Annotated in this window: 14 protein-coding genes; 6 read left to right on the top strand and 8 right to left on the bottom strand. The window is 60.7% G+C overall.

Annotated features, from left to right (window positions below; genetic code table 11):
* Nucleotides 1-92: 92 nt before the first annotated feature.
* Together ampD and ACRXB1_RS14100 are read left to right on the top strand one after the other, a co-directional pair.
* On the top strand, nt 93-686 hold the full coding sequence (gene ampD, locus ACRXB1_RS14105) for a 1,6-anhydro-N-acetylmuramyl-L-alanine amidase AmpD (RefSeq protein ID WP_449492338.1): 594 nt from the start codon (nt 93-95) through the stop codon (nt 684-686).
* Between the two features lie 511 nt (nt 687-1,197).
* A complete protein-coding gene (locus ACRXB1_RS14100) occupies nt 1,198-4,218 on the top strand; it encodes a ribonucleoside-diphosphate reductase subunit alpha (protein ID WP_075358563.1) in 3,021 nt (1,006 codons plus the stop codon).
* Between the two features lie 142 nt (nt 4,219-4,360).
* On the opposite strand, the gene ACRXB1_RS14095 is transcribed toward ACRXB1_RS14100, so the two are convergent.
* Nucleotides 4,361-5,758: an MFS transporter gene (locus tag ACRXB1_RS14095; RefSeq protein WP_449492337.1), complete on the bottom strand. Its 1,398-nt coding sequence runs from the start codon at nt 5,756-5,758 to the stop codon at nt 4,361-4,363.
* 90 nt (nt 5,759-5,848) lie between these two features.
* Between ACRXB1_RS14095 and ACRXB1_RS14090 the strand changes: the two genes are divergently transcribed.
* The 4 genes from ACRXB1_RS14090 to ACRXB1_RS14075 all read left to right on the top strand — a co-directional run bounded on the left by ACRXB1_RS14090 (nt 5,849) and on the right by ACRXB1_RS14075 (nt 9,262).
* Nucleotides 5,849-6,067, top strand: a complete 219-nt coding sequence (locus ACRXB1_RS14090) for a DUF3820 family protein (RefSeq protein WP_062000284.1) — start codon at nt 5,849-5,851, stop codon at nt 6,065-6,067.
* Between the two features lie 686 nt (nt 6,068-6,753).
* Nucleotides 6,754-8,025, top strand: a complete 1,272-nt coding sequence (locus ACRXB1_RS14085) for a ribonucleotide-diphosphate reductase subunit beta (RefSeq protein WP_062000283.1) — start codon at nt 6,754-6,756, stop codon at nt 8,023-8,025.
* A gap of 175 nt (nt 8,026-8,200) precedes the next feature.
* Nucleotides 8,201-8,515 (top strand): hypothetical protein, encoded by a 315-nt coding sequence (locus ACRXB1_RS14080; protein WP_449492336.1) that lies wholly within the window; start codon nt 8,201-8,203, stop codon nt 8,513-8,515.
* Between the two features lie 30 nt (nt 8,516-8,545).
* Entirely contained in the window at nt 8,546-9,262 is a 717-nt protein-coding gene (locus ACRXB1_RS14075) for a histone H1-like repetitive region-containing protein (RefSeq protein WP_449492339.1), read from the top strand.
* Between the two features lie 198 nt (nt 9,263-9,460).
* On the opposite strand, the gene ACRXB1_RS14070 is transcribed toward ACRXB1_RS14075, so the two are convergent.
* From ACRXB1_RS14070 to accB, 7 genes are all read right to left on the bottom strand, one after another.
* Complete coding sequence (locus ACRXB1_RS14070) at nt 9,461-9,937, bottom strand: outer membrane lipoprotein (RefSeq protein ID WP_062167952.1); 477 nt, start codon at nt 9,935-9,937, stop codon at nt 9,461-9,463.
* A 76-nt stretch (nt 9,938-10,013) separates the two neighbouring features.
* Nucleotides 10,014-10,949 carry a carbohydrate kinase family protein gene (locus ACRXB1_RS14065; RefSeq protein ID WP_375508339.1) on the bottom strand — a complete coding sequence of 312 codons (936 nt, stop codon included), beginning with the start codon at nt 10,947-10,949 and terminating at the stop codon, nt 10,014-10,016.
* Between the two features lie 217 nt (nt 10,950-11,166).
* Entirely contained in the window at nt 11,167-11,667 is a 501-nt protein-coding gene (gene tpx / locus ACRXB1_RS14060; RefSeq protein WP_062000280.1) for a thiol peroxidase, read from the bottom strand.
* A 104-nt stretch (nt 11,668-11,771) separates the two neighbouring features.
* The gene (locus ACRXB1_RS14055) at nt 11,772-13,070 is read right to left on the bottom strand and encodes a zinc-ribbon and DUF3426 domain-containing protein (RefSeq protein ID WP_449492335.1); all 1,299 of its coding nucleotides are present in this window, start codon (nt 13,068-13,070) and stop codon (nt 11,772-11,774) included.
* A 45-nt stretch (nt 13,071-13,115) separates the two neighbouring features.
* The gene (prmA, locus tag ACRXB1_RS14050) at nt 13,116-14,018 is read right to left on the bottom strand and encodes a 50S ribosomal protein L11 methyltransferase (protein ID WP_449492334.1); all 903 of its coding nucleotides are present in this window, start codon (nt 14,016-14,018) and stop codon (nt 13,116-13,118) included.
* A gap of 15 nt (nt 14,019-14,033) precedes the next feature.
* Nucleotides 14,034-15,416 carry an acetyl-CoA carboxylase biotin carboxylase subunit gene (accC, locus tag ACRXB1_RS14045; protein WP_062000277.1) on the bottom strand — a complete coding sequence of 461 codons (1,383 nt, stop codon included), beginning with the start codon at nt 15,414-15,416 and terminating at the stop codon, nt 14,034-14,036.
* A gap of 171 nt (nt 15,417-15,587) precedes the next feature.
* Nucleotides 15,588-15,834: acetyl-CoA carboxylase biotin carboxyl carrier protein (accB, locus tag ACRXB1_RS14040; RefSeq protein ID WP_449492333.1), on the bottom strand; the 247-nt coding region annotated here is incomplete at its 5' end.

Here is a 15,834-nt window from a genome sequence, read left to right as displayed (position 1 = left end):
CTGTTGAGCGTGGTCGACGGAGCAGAAGCGGTGGCCTGCCGCGACGACCACGCTCAACGTCACGCCGCGCGCCCGACAGGCCGCGACGCACGATGAACGAAGCAGGTTTTATCGGCGAGGATGGATGGTATTCATCAGCGCGCCGGTTGCCGTCGCCCAACTTTGAAGTGCGTCCGGGCAGCATTGAACCGACGTTGATCGTGGTTCACAACATCAGCCTGCCGCCCGATGACTTCGGCGGCAGCGCGATCACCGAGCTCTTCCAGAACCGTCTCGATCACGACGCCCATCCGTACTACGACCAGTTGCGCGGCATGCGCGTCTCGTCGCATTTCGTCATTCGCCGCGACGGCGTGGTCGAGCAATATGTGTCGTGCAACGAGCGCGCGTGGCACGCGGGGTTATCGAGTTTCTTCGGGCGCGAACGCTGCAATGATTTTTCGGTGGGCATCGAACTGGAAGGCAGCGACACAAGCCCGTTCGAAGATGCCCAGTACGCGTCGCTCGACGACGTGGTCCGCGCGACCATGCGACGTTATCCGATCGATGCCTTCGCCGGCCATTCGGACATTGCGCCGGGCCGCAAGACCGATCCCGGTCCGCACTTCGAATGGTCGCGGCTGCAACACGGTTGTGAACTTCCTCTTCAGTACTTTCCCTACCTCGCCAACGCGCGCACTGCTTGACATCCCTGTCTTTCATTTTGCAGCGCAGCGCATTAAATCATTACAAGCTCGCGAGCCCTTGCCCGACTTTGGCATTCGAAAAGTCAAGCCCGGTTAGTCGATTCCTCAGCAAATAAAAGTTTTTGAGACTGTGCGGAATGTCACTATACTTGGTGCTCAGAGACGTAAATCGCACTATATGTTGTGTTGTCAAGGCGGCGCCCTGCTCACAGAGCCGGCGCCGCATGCTTGTGCGGCCATAGAACAAAACGCCGCATAAGCAACTGATTCGCCGCGTGAAAATCGCCGGCGAGTCGGGTTGAAACACTCGGGGGCAGATAGGCGTAGCGGGCGATTTGTCATTGTGATCGTATGGATCGCAGCGGCAATCTCCCAAGCTGACCATTCTCAATTTCATCGTCGTGCGCGGGCGGCAAGAGCACCATCCAGCAGTGAAAAGCTAGCCAAGCGCGCACGGCACGCATCTCAATCCGCGGACGTTCCGCACCATCGAACACCAGGAGATTTGCACATGCAAACCACCGACAACGCCACGATTTCCTACGAAGGCGCCTACCAGCGGCCCACCGGCGCGCAGGCTCAACAGCCGAGCGCGAGCGCGCTCGCGCCGGACGCCACGCTGGCCGACTACAAAGTCATCCGTCGTAACGGGACCGTGGTGTCGTTCGAGCCGTCGAAGATTTCCATCGCCGTGACGAAGGCATTCCTTGCCGTGAACGGCGGTCAAGGCGCAGGCTCGGCCCGTGTGCGCGAGCTCGTTGAACAACTGACGCACAGCGTCGTACGCGCGCTGGTGCGCAGCCGTCCGAACGGCGGCACGTTCCATATAGAAGACATCCAGGATCAGGTCGAACTCGCGCTGATGCGCGGCGGCGAGCACAACGTGGCGCGCGCTTACGTGCTGTATCGCGAGAAGCGCACGCAGGAACGCGCTCACGCACCGGAAACGCGTGCGAACGCGCTCGGCATCAACGTGATCGACAACGGCGTGTCGCATCCGCTCGACCTCGACGCATTGAAGGCGCGCATCAACGAAGCGTGTGTGAACCTCGGCAGCGAAGTGAACGCGGACCCGATCGTCGCGGAGACGGTGAAGAATCTGTACGACGGCGTGCCGATGGCGCAAGTCTACGACTCGGCCATTCTCGCCGCGCGCACCATGATCGAAAAGGACCCGGCGTACAGCCAGGTCACCGCACGCATCCTGCTGCACACCATCCGCCGCGAAATCCTGGAGGAAGACGTCTCGCAAGGCGAAATGTCGACGCGCTACGCCGAATACTTCCCGCTGTTCATCAAGCAGGGCGTGGAAGCGGAACTGCTCGACGAGAAGCTCCAGCAGTACGACCTGAAGCGCCTGGGCGCCGCACTCGACGCCGACCGCGACCTGCAATTCGGCTATCTCGGCCTGCAGACGCTGTATGACCGCTACTTCCTGCACAACGAAAACAAGCGCATCGAACTGCCGCAGGCGTTCTTCATGCGCGTTGCAATGGGCCTGGCGCTCAACGAGATCGACCGCGAAGCACGCGCTATCGAGTTCTACAACGTGTTGTCGAGCTTCGACTTCATGTCGTCCACGCCGACGCTGTTCAACTCGGGCACGCGCCGTTCGCAGTTGTCATCGTGCTATCTGACGACGGTTGCCGACGACCTCGACGGCATCTACGAAGCGCTGAAGGAAAATGCGCTGCTCTCGAAGTTCGCGGGCGGCCTGGGCAACGACTGGACGCGCGTGCGTGCGCTTGGTTCGCACATCAAGGGTACGAACGGCAAGTCGCAAGGCGTGGTGCCGTTCCTGAAGGTCGTGAACGATACCGCCGTCGCGGTGAACCAGGGCGGCAAGCGCAAGGGCGCGGTGTGCGCGTACCTGGAAACGTGGCACCTGGATATCGAAGAATTCCTGGAACTGCGCAAGAACACGGGCGACGACCGTCGCCGCACGCATGACATGAACACGGCGAACTGGATTCCCGACCTGTTCATGAAGCGCGTCCACGAAAACGGCGACTGGACGCTGTTCTCCCCGGCCAACACGCCGGACCTGCACGACCTGTTCGGCGCAGCGTTTGAAAAAGCCTACGTGGCGTACGAAGAAAAAGCGGCGCGTGGCGAACTCAAGCTGTTCAAGAAGGTTCCGGCCGCGCAACTGTGGCGCAAGATGCTGGGCATGCTGTTCGAAACGGGTCACCCGTGGATCACGTTCAAGGATCCGTGCAACATCCGTTCGCCGCAGCAGCATGTGGGTGTCGTGCATTCGTCGAACCTGTGCACGGAAATCACGCTGAACACCAGCGACACTGAAATCGCCGTATGTAACCTCGGCTCGGTGAACCTCGTCGCGCACATGACGAAGCAGGCCGACGGCACGCTGGCGCTCGATCACGAGAAGCTCAAGCGTACTGTCAGCGTGGCAATGCGCATGCTCGACAACGTCATCGACATCAATTACTACGCCGTCGCCAAGGCGCGTAATTCGAACCTGAAGCATCGTCCGGTCGGCATGGGCATCATGGGCTTCCAGGACTGCCTGCACTTGCTGCGCACGCCGTATGCATCGAAGGAAGCGGTTGAGTTCGCCGATACGTCGATGGAAGCGGTCTGCTACTACGCGTACTACGCATCGACGGAACTGGCGCAAGAGCGCGGCCGTTATTCGAGCTATCGCGGTTCGCTGTGGGATCGCGGCATTCTGCCGCAAGACTCGCTGAAGCTGCTGGCGGCCGAGCGTGGCGGCTACGTGGAAGTGGACGAAAGCGCGTCCATGGACTGGACCGAGCTGCGTTCGCGCATTGCAACTTACGGCATGCGCAACTCAAATTGCGTGGCAATTGCACCTACCGCGACGATTTCGAACATCATCGGCGTGTCGGCGTGTATTGAGCCGACGTTCCAGAATCTGTACGTGAAGTCGAATCTGTCGGGTGAATTCACGGTCGTGAACGAATACCTGGTGCGTGACCTGAAGGAACGCGGCCTGTGGGACGAAGTCATGGTCTCCGACCTGAAGTACTTCGACGGCACGCTCTCGCGGATTGACCGGGTGCCGGCCGACCTGCGCGCCATCTACGCCACTGCGTTCGAACTGGACGCGACCTGGGTCGTGGAAGCGGCATCGCGCCGCCAAAAGTGGATCGACCAGGCGCAGTCGCTGAACATCTATATGGGTGGCGCATCGGGCAAGAAACTGGACGAGGTGTACAAGCTCGCGTGGCTGCGCGGCCTGAAGACCACGTACTACCTCCGCACCATGGCCGCCACGCACGTCGAGAAGTCGACTGTGGCTCACGGTCAGTTGAATTCGGTGCCGTCGGGCAGTTCGGACAACGGCGCGGGCGGTACGGGTGGTGCTTCGGGTACGAACGGCAGCGGCTTCGGCACGCAGGGTTCGCACGGGTCATCGACGGGTGGTTTCAATGCGGCGGCGGTCGCGGCGCCGGCGGTGGCAGCGGCTGAGCAGGAAGCCGATGGTCCGGTTTGCATGATGCGTCCGGGCGATGCCGGGTTCGACGAATGCGAGGCTTGCCAGTAAGAAGATGCAGGCGACGGGTTGCAGATGGCCCGTCGCTAATAAGTACAGCAGTTAGAGAGGGCCGGTACGGATATGGTTGTTCTTCCTGGTCAGGAAGCGGCGGCCGGATTCGATACCGGCCTTTTCCATTTGTACTCGCCGCTTACCCTCGCGTTCCACGCGAGATCTCATGCCCGGCATCGCGGGAAAGCTTCGCGGTAATTGGAATCGAAAGAAACGAAAACATGCCGACAACCACGAACGCCGGCCAGAAGTCCGACCAGACCATCTGCGGATGGCCTTGCAGATCGTGAGAGATCTGCAGCGCGATCCCGCCGACCGTCACGCCCAAGCCCAGCGAAACCTGCTGGATGAAACTGCCGAGACTCGTCGCGCGGCCCACATCGCGGCTTTCGATTTCTGCGTAGGTCAGCGAGTTGAGGCTCGTGAATTGCAACGCCGGGAAGAATCCGCCGAGCAGCACGACCGCCCAGATGAGCCACGTCGGCGTTCCCGGATAGAACATGCCGCACGCCGCGATCGCGATGCCGGAGAGCGCCGCATTCACCATCAGCGTCTGCCGGAAGCCGAAGCGGTGCAGCACGCGCGAGGCCAGCGAGCGCATGAACATGCCGCCGACCGCGGACGCGCATGTGATCGAGCCCGACTTGAACGCGCTCATGCCGAGTCCCTCCTGCATGGCGAGCGGCAGCAGGAACGGCACGGCGCCCAAGCCGATACGAAACAGCGACCCGCCGACCACGCTCGCCTGGAAGGTCGGCACGTGCAGGAAGCTCAGATCGAGCAGTGGCAACTTGATGCGCCGCGAGTGGAGAAAATAGAGCACGAGGAAAACCACGCCGCCGAGCGCCATGCCCGCCGCGACCCGATCCGTGACCAGTTCGCCGCCGATCAGCGACAGTCCGAGCAGGAACAACGTGCCGCCCATCGCCGATAAAAAGAAGCCAAGCCAGTCGAGCGGCCCCGGATGCGCCTCGCGCACATTCGCGATGTACTTGTTCGTGAGGTAGATCCCGGCAATACCGATCGGAATGTTGATGAAGAAAATCAGGCGCCAGTGCAGGTACGTCGTGATGAACCCGCCGAGCAGCGGACCGACCGCGGGACCGAACATGGCAGGCAGCGACAGGTAGTTCATCGCGCGGATGAACTCCGAGCGGCGCACCGAACGGAAGATGATGATCCGCCCGACCGGGACCATCATCGCGCCGCCGACGCCCTGCACGAAACGCGCGAGGGTAAAGGGAATCAGCGAGGTGGACGCCGCGCACAAGATGGAGCCGGCCACGAAGATGCCGATGGCAAGACGAAAGATGGTGCGCGCGCCGAAGCGGTCGGCGACCCAGCCGCAGATCGGAATGAACACGCCAAGGCCGAGCACATAACTCGTGACGGCAATCTTCAGCGTTACAGGATCGCGGCCGAAAGCTTTGGCCATTTCGGGGATCGCGGTGACGATGACGTTGGCATCGACGCTTTCCATGAACATCGCACAGGCGACGATGAGAGGGGCAACGAAAGCTTTGATGGCTAGCGGCATGGAGAACGGAAGGGGATCTCTTCGCGGCGGGAGTTGCGATTATGGCATCGATATCATGGCAGCGACATTCGAAACACAAGGAGCACGACGATGGACCCCGAAGATCTGCAGCGTCTCGTCACGCAAAAAATGCCTTACGGAAAGTACAAGGACCGCTTGCTTGCGGACCTGCCGGGTCACTATCTCGCGTGGTTTGCGCGTGAGGGTTTTCCTGCAGGACAGCTCGGCCGGCTGCTCGCGCTGATGCACGAAATCGATCACAACAATCTGCGTGAACTGCTTGTGCCGCTGCGAGACAAACGTGCGTGAGCGCGGTGCTGAGCAAGGCTTCGAAGCTTGTTTTTGCGGCCCTGACTGCCACTTGCATCGAGTGTTCACTTGTACTATAGGTAGTTTGTAACCGACTCGAAGACCCAAGATTTTGTGTTTTTAACCTTTTCGATGAAGGCATCGAGTGCTACACTTTCACCATGGAAACACAGCGCGAAAGCGCCTTGTTTCCACTGCGGGACAGGCGGGAATCGACGGCGCTGAAGCAGCGTTCGCTCGATCAAAAACGTGTCGCGCAAGCGTGTCTCCCGAGGTGAGTTTCAAAGCTTTGCTTGTGTGCATCGCGAAGATCGACTTAACTGAATGAACGCGTTGCGCATCGTATGAACCCGCAACAGATCCACACGCATCAACATGCAGGCGAGCCAGGATTTTCATCGAAGGCAATTGAAGTTCGAATGCAACGAAAGTCACTGGACGTCACGCTTCAAACGACACATGCAAGACGATTCGCAGCAACGCATCACAACGCTGTGAAGTGCATGAAAGCGCACTGCTTCGAACACGCTCAGCAGCATCTCGCTTGAAGCGTCAAGCAGTGAGCTGAACGCAAAGTGTTGTATGCAAGTAGCAGCGTCAACACGAAAACAGGATTTTTATGAGCAAGCTCTTTTATCGCTCATGGAAAGATGGTACAAACCGATCTAAATTGATGGTGAGAATTTATGCTCAACTGGGATGACGAGACCACTGCCGTAACTCCCTCGAACGGTTCGCAACACAACACGTTGCGTAACCCGGCAGGTCAGGTTGCCGGCGTCAGTCAGGCATCACGTGCAGCCGCTCCGGGCGCTGCACATGCTGCCGGTCATGGCGTTCTTCAAACTGCCCATCAAACGCCAGTAGGCGCGAACATTTTTGCGAGCGACTTCGTAGCTCCCGTTGCACCGAGCGCCAGCGACATCGCGGCTGCAAGTGCGAAGCGGGTGAATGTGGCGGACAAGCGCATCATCAATGGCAAGACCGACGTGAACCAGTTGGTGCCGTTCAAGTACAAGTGGGCGTGGGAAAAGTATCTGGCGGGTTGTGCAAACCACTGGATGCCGCAGGAAGTGAACATGTCGCGCGACATCGCGTTGTGGAAAGATCCGAATGGTCTCTCCGACGACGAGCGCCGCATCGTGAAGCGCAACCTCGGTTTCTTCGTGACGGCGGATTCGCTGGCGGCGAACAATATCGTGCTCGGCACGTATCGCCACATCACCGCGCCCGAGTGCCGCCAGTTCCTGCTGCGCCAGGCGTTCGAGGAAGCAATCCACACGCACGCATATCAGTACATCGTCGAATCGCTGGGTCTGGACGAGAGCGAGATCTTCAACGCGTATCACGAAGTCGACTCGATTCGTGCGAAGGACGAGTTCCTGATTCCGTTCATCAACACGCTGACCGATCCGGCATTCACCACGGGCACGCTCGAAGCGGACCAGAAATTGCTGAAGTCGTTGATCGTGTTTGCTTGCGTGATGGAAGGGCTGTTCTTCTACGTCGGCTTTACGCAAATCCTGGCGCTGGGTCGCCAGAACAAGATGACGGGCGCGGCAGAGCAGTACCAATACATCCTGCGCGACGAGTCGATGCACTGCAATTTCGGTATCGACCTGATCAACCAGATCAAGCTTGAAGAGCCGCAATTGTGGACGCCGGAATTCCGCGCGGAGATCCGCGAGATTTTCCAGCAGGCTGTTGAACTCGAATACCGGTATGCAGAAGACACGATGCCGCGCGGCGTGCTCGGTCTGAATGCATCCATGTTCAAGAGCTACTTGCGCTTCATCTGTAACCGTCGATGCCAGCAGATCGGCCTCGACACGCTGTTCCCGAACGAGGAAAACCCGTTCCCGTGGATGAGCGAGATGATCGACTTGAAGAAGGAACGCAACTTCTTCGAGACGCGAGTAATCGAGTATCAAACTGGCGGCGCGCTGACCTGGGAATAAACGGCAAAGCGAATCGACGTCAGCCGCGGCAATGGACGCATTGCCGCGAGGAATGAGATGCAGACCAGGCGCCGATTGCGGCGCCGAGTAGACGGTTAAATAGCAAACCGGTGTTCTCGCGTGCGAAACGCGATTGCGCGCGCCGGTCCAACAGGTTTAGGAGAACGGTCGCCTGATGCAAAGTGCGCCTTGTGGCTCGACAGCCCATATAGATGACAGGCGTTTTGCGGACCCTTCAGTGGGACGGGCAAACTTCCCCCCGAAATATGCCGTCGGCAGTGCCGACGGCCCGATCAAGCGATTGCCGGCACCGTCTCAAGGTGCTGACTCAATTTGGCGCGCGGTGCCTTGTGGCACCGCGCGCCTTGCCGTATTCATTAGCGTAAGCAGGCTCCATCAGCGTACGCCGATGAATAATCCGCTTCGCAGCGTGCGTCCTGAGAAGCCCACGCGGGAAGCGGGTTTTGACGAAGGGTGTTGTTTGAACTGACTCTCATCTTGAAACCTGAAGGAGAAAATGATGGCATTAGCCAAGAAATCCGTCGCAAAGAAGGCTGCAGCAAAGCCGGCCGTTAAGAAGACGGCTGCCAAGAAGGCAACGGTAGCGAAGAAGGCGCCGGCAGCCAAGAAAGTTGCAGCCAAGAAAGTCGCAGTGAAGAAGGTCGCGGCGAAGAAGGTTGCAGCGAAGAAGGTTGCTGCCAAGAAGGCGCCGGCGAAGAAAGTTGCAGCCAAGAAAGTCGCAGTGAAGAAGGTTGCAGCGAAGAAGGTTGCAGCTAAGAAGGCGCCGGCGAAGAAGGCCGCTGCCAAGAAGGCGCCTGCCAAGAAGGCTGCTGCTAAAAAGGCGCCTGCTAAAAAGGCTCCTGCGAAGAAGGCCGCTGCCAAGAAGGCGCCTGCTAAGAAGGCTGCTGCCAAAAAGGCGCCTGCTAAGAAGGCACCTGCCAAAAAGGCGGCCGCCAAGAAGGCTGCGCCCGCCAAGAAGGCTGCCCCGGCTGCGAAGAAGGCCGCGCCTGCTGCGAAGAAAGCAGCAACTCCCGCCCCTGCCGCTGCGCCCGCTGCAGCGCCTGCTCCGGTTGCAAAGAAGGCTCCGGCCAAGAAGGCTGCCGCTGCGAAGAAGACGACTGCTGTAGCTCCGGCAACGACGGCAACGACCCCCGCAGCGCCGGCTCCGGCTGCAACGGTCAAGACGGCGTTGAACCCGGCTGCTGCATGGCCGTTCCCGACGGGAAGCCGTCCGTAAGCGCAGGTGGTAGTGCAGTAATTCGACACACGCAATGTGTGTCGCGGCCGCTTAGTGCTGCGCGGCCCAGACCCGCTGTCCGGTTTATATCGGCAGCGGGTTTTTTTATGGGCGAAAAAAAACGCATGCGCCCGAGGGACCATGCGTTTTCGCAAGCGCTGGCACGATCTGTTCGATCGCGCCGACGCGTCATCAACTTCAGTGGGTGACGCGCGTCACACCGCCGCTCGACAACAAGCGGACACGTTCGCCGGCCTGGAACACTTCGCCGGTTGCGGTTTGCGTAATGGCGCGCATGTCGCCGTTATCAAGACGCACGGTGATCTCCAGTCCGTTTTGCGTGGCGACACCGTTTTCAACAGCGTTACCCGCGACTGCGCCTGCGATACCACCAACGATGCCCGTCAGGATCGAGCCACGTCCGCCGCCCAGCGCGCTGCCGGCCACTGCACCCAACGCACCGCCGCCGATAGCACCAAGGCCACTCGGCTGGCCGTTGTTCGAGCTGATCTTCACGCCTCGCACGCTGTCGACGGTACCCATGCGGACCGTTTCTTCGCGTTGCGCCTGCGATGCCGTGTACACGTCCGGCGAGCTGCTGTTGTAGGCGCATCCCGTCACGAAGACGCTGCTAACCAGCGCTGCTGCCAGCACTACTCGGTTTGTCGTGTTCATTCTTCACCCCTGCTAATTACTGCCGGCTGCCGTTTTTGAATAGCAGCCGGCCACGTCGTGTTTCATTGCTTCACGCTCAAAGCGCCATGCCGAACGCCGACTCGAAACGCTCGGCGATCTCAGCGCGCGTGGGCGCGTAGGTCTGTGGTCCCTGATGTTCGATCTTCAGCGATCCCATCAGGCTTGCGAGACGACCGGTTTTCGCCCAGCCCAGCTTGTTCTCGATGCCGTAAAGCAAGCCGCCGCGGAATGCGTCGCCGCAACCGGTTGGGTCGATGATCTGCTGCGCCTTCACAACCGGAATTTCTTCGATACCGTCAGCGTGCAGGATCTGCGCGCCGTGCTCGCCGCGCGTGATGATCAATGCGTCGACGCGGCTCAGAATTTCGTCGATAGACCAGCCGGTCTTGTTGCTCAACAATTTCGCCTCGTAGTCGTTGACCGCCACGTATGTGGCAAGTTCAATCATGCGACAAAGCTCCACACCTTCGAGAATCGGCAGGCCCTGGCCCGGATCGAAGACGAACGGGATGCCCGCCGCCGCGAGTTCTTCGACGTGCTGGCGCATGCCGTCGGCGCCATCCGGTGCGACGATCCCAAGCGTGATGCCCTTCGTTTCTCCGGCATGATTCAGGTGCGAATCCATCATCGCGCCGGGGTGGAATGCGGTGATCTGGTTGTTCGCCAGATCGGTCGTGATGAAGCACTGCGCCGAGTGCTGGTCGGGCAGGACACGCACGTATTCGCGCGACAAACCCAGTGCATCGAAGCGATCGAGGTAGAGCTGGGCATCGGCTTCACCGAGCGTCGCCATGATCTTTGCATCGCCGCCGAGCAACTGCAGTGCATAGGCAATGTTGCCCGCGCAGCCGCCGAAGTTGCGCCGCATCGTGGGGACCAGGAAGCTGATGTTCAACTGATGCACCTGGTCCGGCAGGATGTGGTCGCCGAAACGGCCCTGGAACGTCATGATGTTGTCGTAGGCGAGCGAGCCGCAGATGAGCGTAGACACTGGCGAAATTCCTGAAAATGATGGTAAAGGTGCGCGCAGGTGAAGGTTCCTGAGCACTGTGCATGCCCGGATGATGGCGCTGCGCATTCGTTGCGTTGCTCGTTGCGCGTTTCTCGCTATTCAACGCCACGAATGCACATGCCGCGGACTTCTGATGTCATGCATTGCCGGCGAGCAACGTTTTCATTCCTCGCCGGCGTCCCGCAAATTCTTCTGCTTACTTCAACGCGGCCAGCGCGGCGTCGTAGTTCGGCTCGTTCTTGATTTCCGCCACGAGTTCCGAGTACAGCACCTTGTCGTTTTCATCGATAACCACGACCGCGCGCGCCGTCAGGCCCGTGAGCGGACCGCTCGTGACATCGACGCCATACGCCTTGGCGAAATCATGGCTGCGGAATGTCGAAGCCGTCACCACGTTCGCGATGCCTTCCGTCGTGCAAAAACGCGACGCTGCGAACGGCAGGTCGCCGGAAACCACCACGACGACCGTGTTGTCGAGGCCGGCTGCGGCTTCGTTGAACTTGCGCGTGGACGTGGCACACGTGGGCGTATCCAGGCTCGGTACGATGTTCAGCACTTTCCGCTTGCCGCCGAAGCTCGCGAGCGTCAGGTTGCCGAGGTCCTTGCCGACCAGCGTGAAATCGGCTGCTTTTGCGCCGGCGGACGGGAAGGTGCCGGCGACTTCGATCGGGTTGCCGCCGAGGGTGACTTGGCTCATGTCTACTCCAGAATGGGTCTGATGGTCAGGGATTGAGCGCGTCGTCCGGCCAGAACGGACGGGCGGCGCGCACGGAGACAACGACTAACTAAGAGTGAAGCGCGTCAGGGGTAGAAAATCTGCACGCGATAATTCGCCGCAACGGCGTCGCCGGTATCGAGCCGGACGATCACCGGTTGCGTGCTGCGAGCGCCAAGGCCCGCGCCGATCTGCGTTCCCGGCCGCGCGTAATCCTGCGGCCAGAGCACACGGCGGATCGCGACGTTGTTCTTGTCGTCGAGTAGCGTGAGTTCCAGCGCGGGATACGCAATGGCGAGGTCGAAGCGATTGCGCAGCGACAGTTTCAGTTCGAGCTTGTGCGATCCATCCACCTGACGCAGGCCGGAATTCTCGATCTGCAATCCATCGATATCGCGCGGCGGCGCAACCGTGCAGCCAATCTGCTCGCACGCCTGAGCGAACAGCGGCTGCGATGCCGGCCAGTAAACCATGACGGTTTCACGCTGCCACCACGCGACTTGCGCGGCGAGCGCGACAAGCAGCACGAGCGCAATCAGTGAGCCGATGATCTTCCACGCCATTCCCGAACGCGCAACCGGACGCGTTTCGCGGGTGACGGGGAAGGGCTCGGCAGGAGGAGGGACGGCCGATGCCGGACGGCCGAAGCGCGGTTCGTCGTCGGCGTGGGGATCGTCGTCGGGTTCTTCGGCCCACGGATGCGGAGTTTCGGCGCGTCGCGGCGCGGGCTTCTCCTGTTCGTCACGGGGCGCTGTCCGTCCGACAAACGGCTCGGTACGCGACTCGTGCAATGCTTCATTTTCCGTCCGGCCGATAAAAGGATCGACGCGCCTTGTCGGCTCGGGCTCCACTCGGCCAATGAACGGGTCGTTACGGCTGGGGGTGTTTGGTTCGGCTCGCGTCTGCGGACGATTGACTTCATGCCACGGCGATTCTGCGCGGCCATCGCCCGGGAAATCGCTCGCGTCGCGCGTACGTGACAACGCTTCGGCTTGCGCCGCAGCCAATCCGGCGAACGGTTCTTCCTCCGGCACGGCGTGCGCGGGGTTTGCCGCCAAATCTTCCTCAGCTTGAGGCCCGAGCGCGGTATCCGGGATGAACGGGTGCAGCGAAATGCCGAGCGCCTCGTCCTTGCCGCCGGCGACTTCCGCGCTCGACTTTTCCGCCCACGGACTTGCCGGATCGACCCCGTAGTTCGGAACGGGCGTAGCCGCGGCCGCCGCCTGCGCGGTCATCGCGATGGCATCGCGGTCGAATTGATAATGCGCGGCATCGAAAATTTCCTGGCAATGACCGCAGCGCACGCGGCCGTCGTGCGGCGCGAGCAGATGCGGGTCAAGGCGGAAAACCGTATCGCAGTGGGGACAGCGGGTAGCCAGCGCCATAGTTAGCCGAAGGCCAGAGGCCAGTAGAAGGACGATGGCGCTATTCTAAAGGCTTTCGCGGCGGGTACCGGCAAGACATACCCATCCTTCGTGCTCGCGCCATACGCTGATGTCGATCCAGCGCGCGTAGACGGCCGCAACTTCGTCGGCCTGACGCGCGAGAATGCCCGACAGCGCAATGCGTCCGCCCGGTTTCACGCGGGTAGAAAGCATCGACGCCATCAGCTTCAGCGGGTTCGACAAGATGTTCGCCACGACGATATCGAACTGTCCTTCGGGCAGGTCGGCGGGCAGGCCGTAGGTCACGTCCGCGTGATTGCGCTCGCTGTTCTGGCGCGCGGATTCGACGGCTTGCGGATCGATATCGATACCCATCACCGGATTTGCACCGCATTTCTTCGCAAGAATCGCGAGGATGCCGGAACCGCAACCGTAGTCGAGCACGGACTGGTTTTCGAACACCGACTGCTCGATCCACTCCATGCAAAGCCGCGTGGTCGGATGGCTGCCGGTGCCGAATGCGAGGCCCGGATCGAGTTCGAGCACGAGCGCGTCGGGTTCGGGCGCGTCGTGCCATGACGGCACGACCCAGATTCGTTTGCCGATGGGAATCGGATCGAACTGGGATTGTGTGAGGCGTACCCAGTCCTGGTCTTCAACGTCGCGCAACGTGAACGAAGGCGTATCCTTCAAGCCGATTTCATTGGCCGCTGCCGCAAGCAGCACGGCGGGATCGGCGTCATTGGAAAGCAGCGCAACCACGCGAGAACGGTTCCACGCTTTCTGATCCGGCGTGAGGCCGGGCTCGCCGAACAGGGGTTGCTCGTCGGGGGTATCGGCGTCGGCATCTTCCACCGATACCGACAGCGCGCCCAGTTCCAGCAGCGCATCCGACAACGCTTCCGCGTGTTCCCGGTCCAGCTCGGCGATCAATTCCCGGTAGCTCATCTTTTGCTGCCTTACTTATAGTGCTGCGTCTTCCGCGGCGACGGCGGCTGCCGCCTTGCGCGCGGCGAGCTTGTTTTCGAGGTAGTGAATGCTCGTGCCGCCTTCGACGAACTTGGCGTCGATCATCATCTCGCGATGCAGCGGGATGTTGGTCGAGATACCTTCCACCACCATCTCCGACAACGCGATACGCATGCGGTTGATCGCCTGCTCGCGCGTCGCGCCGTACGAGATCAGCTTGCCGATCATCGAATCGTAGTTCGGCGGGACGAAATAGCCGTTGTACACGTGCGAATCGACGCGAATCCCCGGACCGCCCGGCGCGTGCCACGACGTGAGACGTCCCGGCGACGGCGTGAACTTGAACGGATCTTCCGCATTGATCCGGCATTCGATCGCGTGGCCGCGGAACTGGATGTCCTTCTGGCGGAACGCGAGCTTTTCGCCGGCGGCAATACGAATCTGTTCCTGAACGATATCCACGCCCGTGATCAGCTCCGTCACCGGATGCTCGACCTGCACGCGCGTGTTCATTTCGATGAAATAGAACTCGTTGTTCTCGTACAGGAATTCGAACGTGCCCGCACCGAGATAACCCATCTTCTTGCAGGCATCGGCGCAACGATCGCCAATCCGGTCGATCAGACGGCGCGGAATGCCCGGCGCCGGCGCTTCTTCAATTACCTTCTGGTGACGGCGTTGCATGGAGCAATCGCGTTCACCCAGCCAGATTGCATTACGGAACGAATCGGCGAGGATCTGGATTTCGATGTGCCGCGGGTTCTCCAGGAATTTTTCCATGTAGACCTGCGGGTTGCCGAACGCACGGCCGGCTTCTTCGCGGGTCATGTTCACCGCGTTCACCAGCGCCGCTTCCGTGTGCACCACGCGCATGCCGCGACCACCGCCGCCGCCTGCCGCCTTGATGATCACCGGATAACCCACGGCGCGCGCAATCTTCACGATTTCCTTGGGATCGTCGGGCAACGCGCCTTCAGAACCCGGGACGCAGGGCACGCCGGTCTTGATCATCGTCTGCTTGGCGGAGACCTTGTCGCCCATCATGCGGATCGTTTCGGGGCGCGGTCCGATGAACGTGAAGCCCGACTGCTCGACGCGCTCCGCGAAGTCCGCGTTTTCGGACAAGAAACCGTAGCCCGGGTGGATCGCTTCGGCGTCGGTGACTTCTGCCGCGCTGATCAGCGCCGGCATGTTGAGGTAGCTGAGGTTGGACGGAGCCGGTCCAATACACACGGCTTCGTCGGCCAACTTCACGTATTTTGCTTCTTTATCGGCTTCCGAATAGACGATGACCGTCTTGACGCCGAGTTCGCGGCACGCGCGCTGGATTCGCAGCGCGATTTCACCACGGTTCGCAATGAGGATTTTTTCAAACATAGCAAGGTTTCGACTCATCGATGGACCGCCGGGACAAGGGTCCGTGGCGTTCCTGGGAGATCGGCGGCGCGTCTCGGCCGTTGTCTGTCTGACAGACGTGGCGAGCGCCCGAGTGCTGCGTTTCACCGGGCGCGCGTGCTGCGTGCGACGCCTCGATTGAAGCGCGGGAGATCAATCGCCGATTACAAAGAGCGGTTGGCCGTACTCGACGGCCTGACCGTTCTCGACCAGGATTTCCTTCACGACGCCCGACTTGTCCGACTCGATTTCGTTGAGCAGCTTCATGGCTTCGATGATGCAGAGCGTCTGCCCTTCCTTGACCGTGTCGCCCACTTGCACGAACGCGTCTGCGCCCGGCGACGGCGCGCGGTAGAACGAGCCGACCATCGGCGAGGTGACAACGTGGCCTTGCGGCACA

The organism is Caballeronia sp. M23-90, from assembly GCF_053574605.1.
This window is presented reverse-complemented; position numbering and strand designations above follow the sequence as displayed.

Coding starts and splice junctions, on each gene's coding strand:
- ACRXB1_RS14080 (WP_449492336.1), top strand. CDS start 8,201: ATGCAAAGTGCGCCTTGTGGCTCGACAGCCCATATAGATGACAGGCGT.
- ampD (WP_449492338.1), top strand. CDS start 93: ATGAACGAAGCAGGTTTTATCGGCGAGGATGGATGGTATTCATCAGCG.
- ACRXB1_RS14085 (WP_062000283.1), top strand. CDS start 6,754: ATGCTCAACTGGGATGACGAGACCACTGCCGTAACTCCCTCGAACGGT.
- tpx (WP_062000280.1), bottom strand. CDS start 11,667: ATGAGCCAAGTCACCCTCGGCGGCAACCCGATCGAAGTCGCCGGCACC.
- accC (WP_062000277.1), bottom strand. CDS start 15,416: ATGTTTGAAAAAATCCTCATTGCGAACCGTGGTGAAATCGCGCTGCGA.
- ACRXB1_RS14090 (WP_062000284.1), top strand. CDS start 5,849: ATGGACCCCGAAGATCTGCAGCGTCTCGTCACGCAAAAAATGCCTTAC.
- ACRXB1_RS14100 (WP_075358563.1), top strand. CDS start 1,198: ATGCAAACCACCGACAACGCCACGATTTCCTACGAAGGCGCCTACCAG.
- prmA (WP_449492334.1), bottom strand. CDS start 14,018: ATGAGCTACCGGGAATTGATCGCCGAGCTGGACCGGGAACACGCGGAA.
- ACRXB1_RS14095 (WP_449492337.1), bottom strand. CDS start 5,758: ATGCCGCTAGCCATCAAAGCTTTCGTTGCCCCTCTCATCGTCGCCTGT.
- ACRXB1_RS14055 (WP_449492335.1), bottom strand. CDS start 13,070: ATGGCGCTGGCTACCCGCTGTCCCCACTGCGATACGGTTTTCCGCCTT.
- ACRXB1_RS14075 (WP_449492339.1), top strand. CDS start 8,546: ATGGCATTAGCCAAGAAATCCGTCGCAAAGAAGGCTGCAGCAAAGCCG.
- ACRXB1_RS14070 (WP_062167952.1), bottom strand. CDS start 9,937: ATGAACACGACAAACCGAGTAGTGCTGGCAGCAGCGCTGGTTAGCAGC.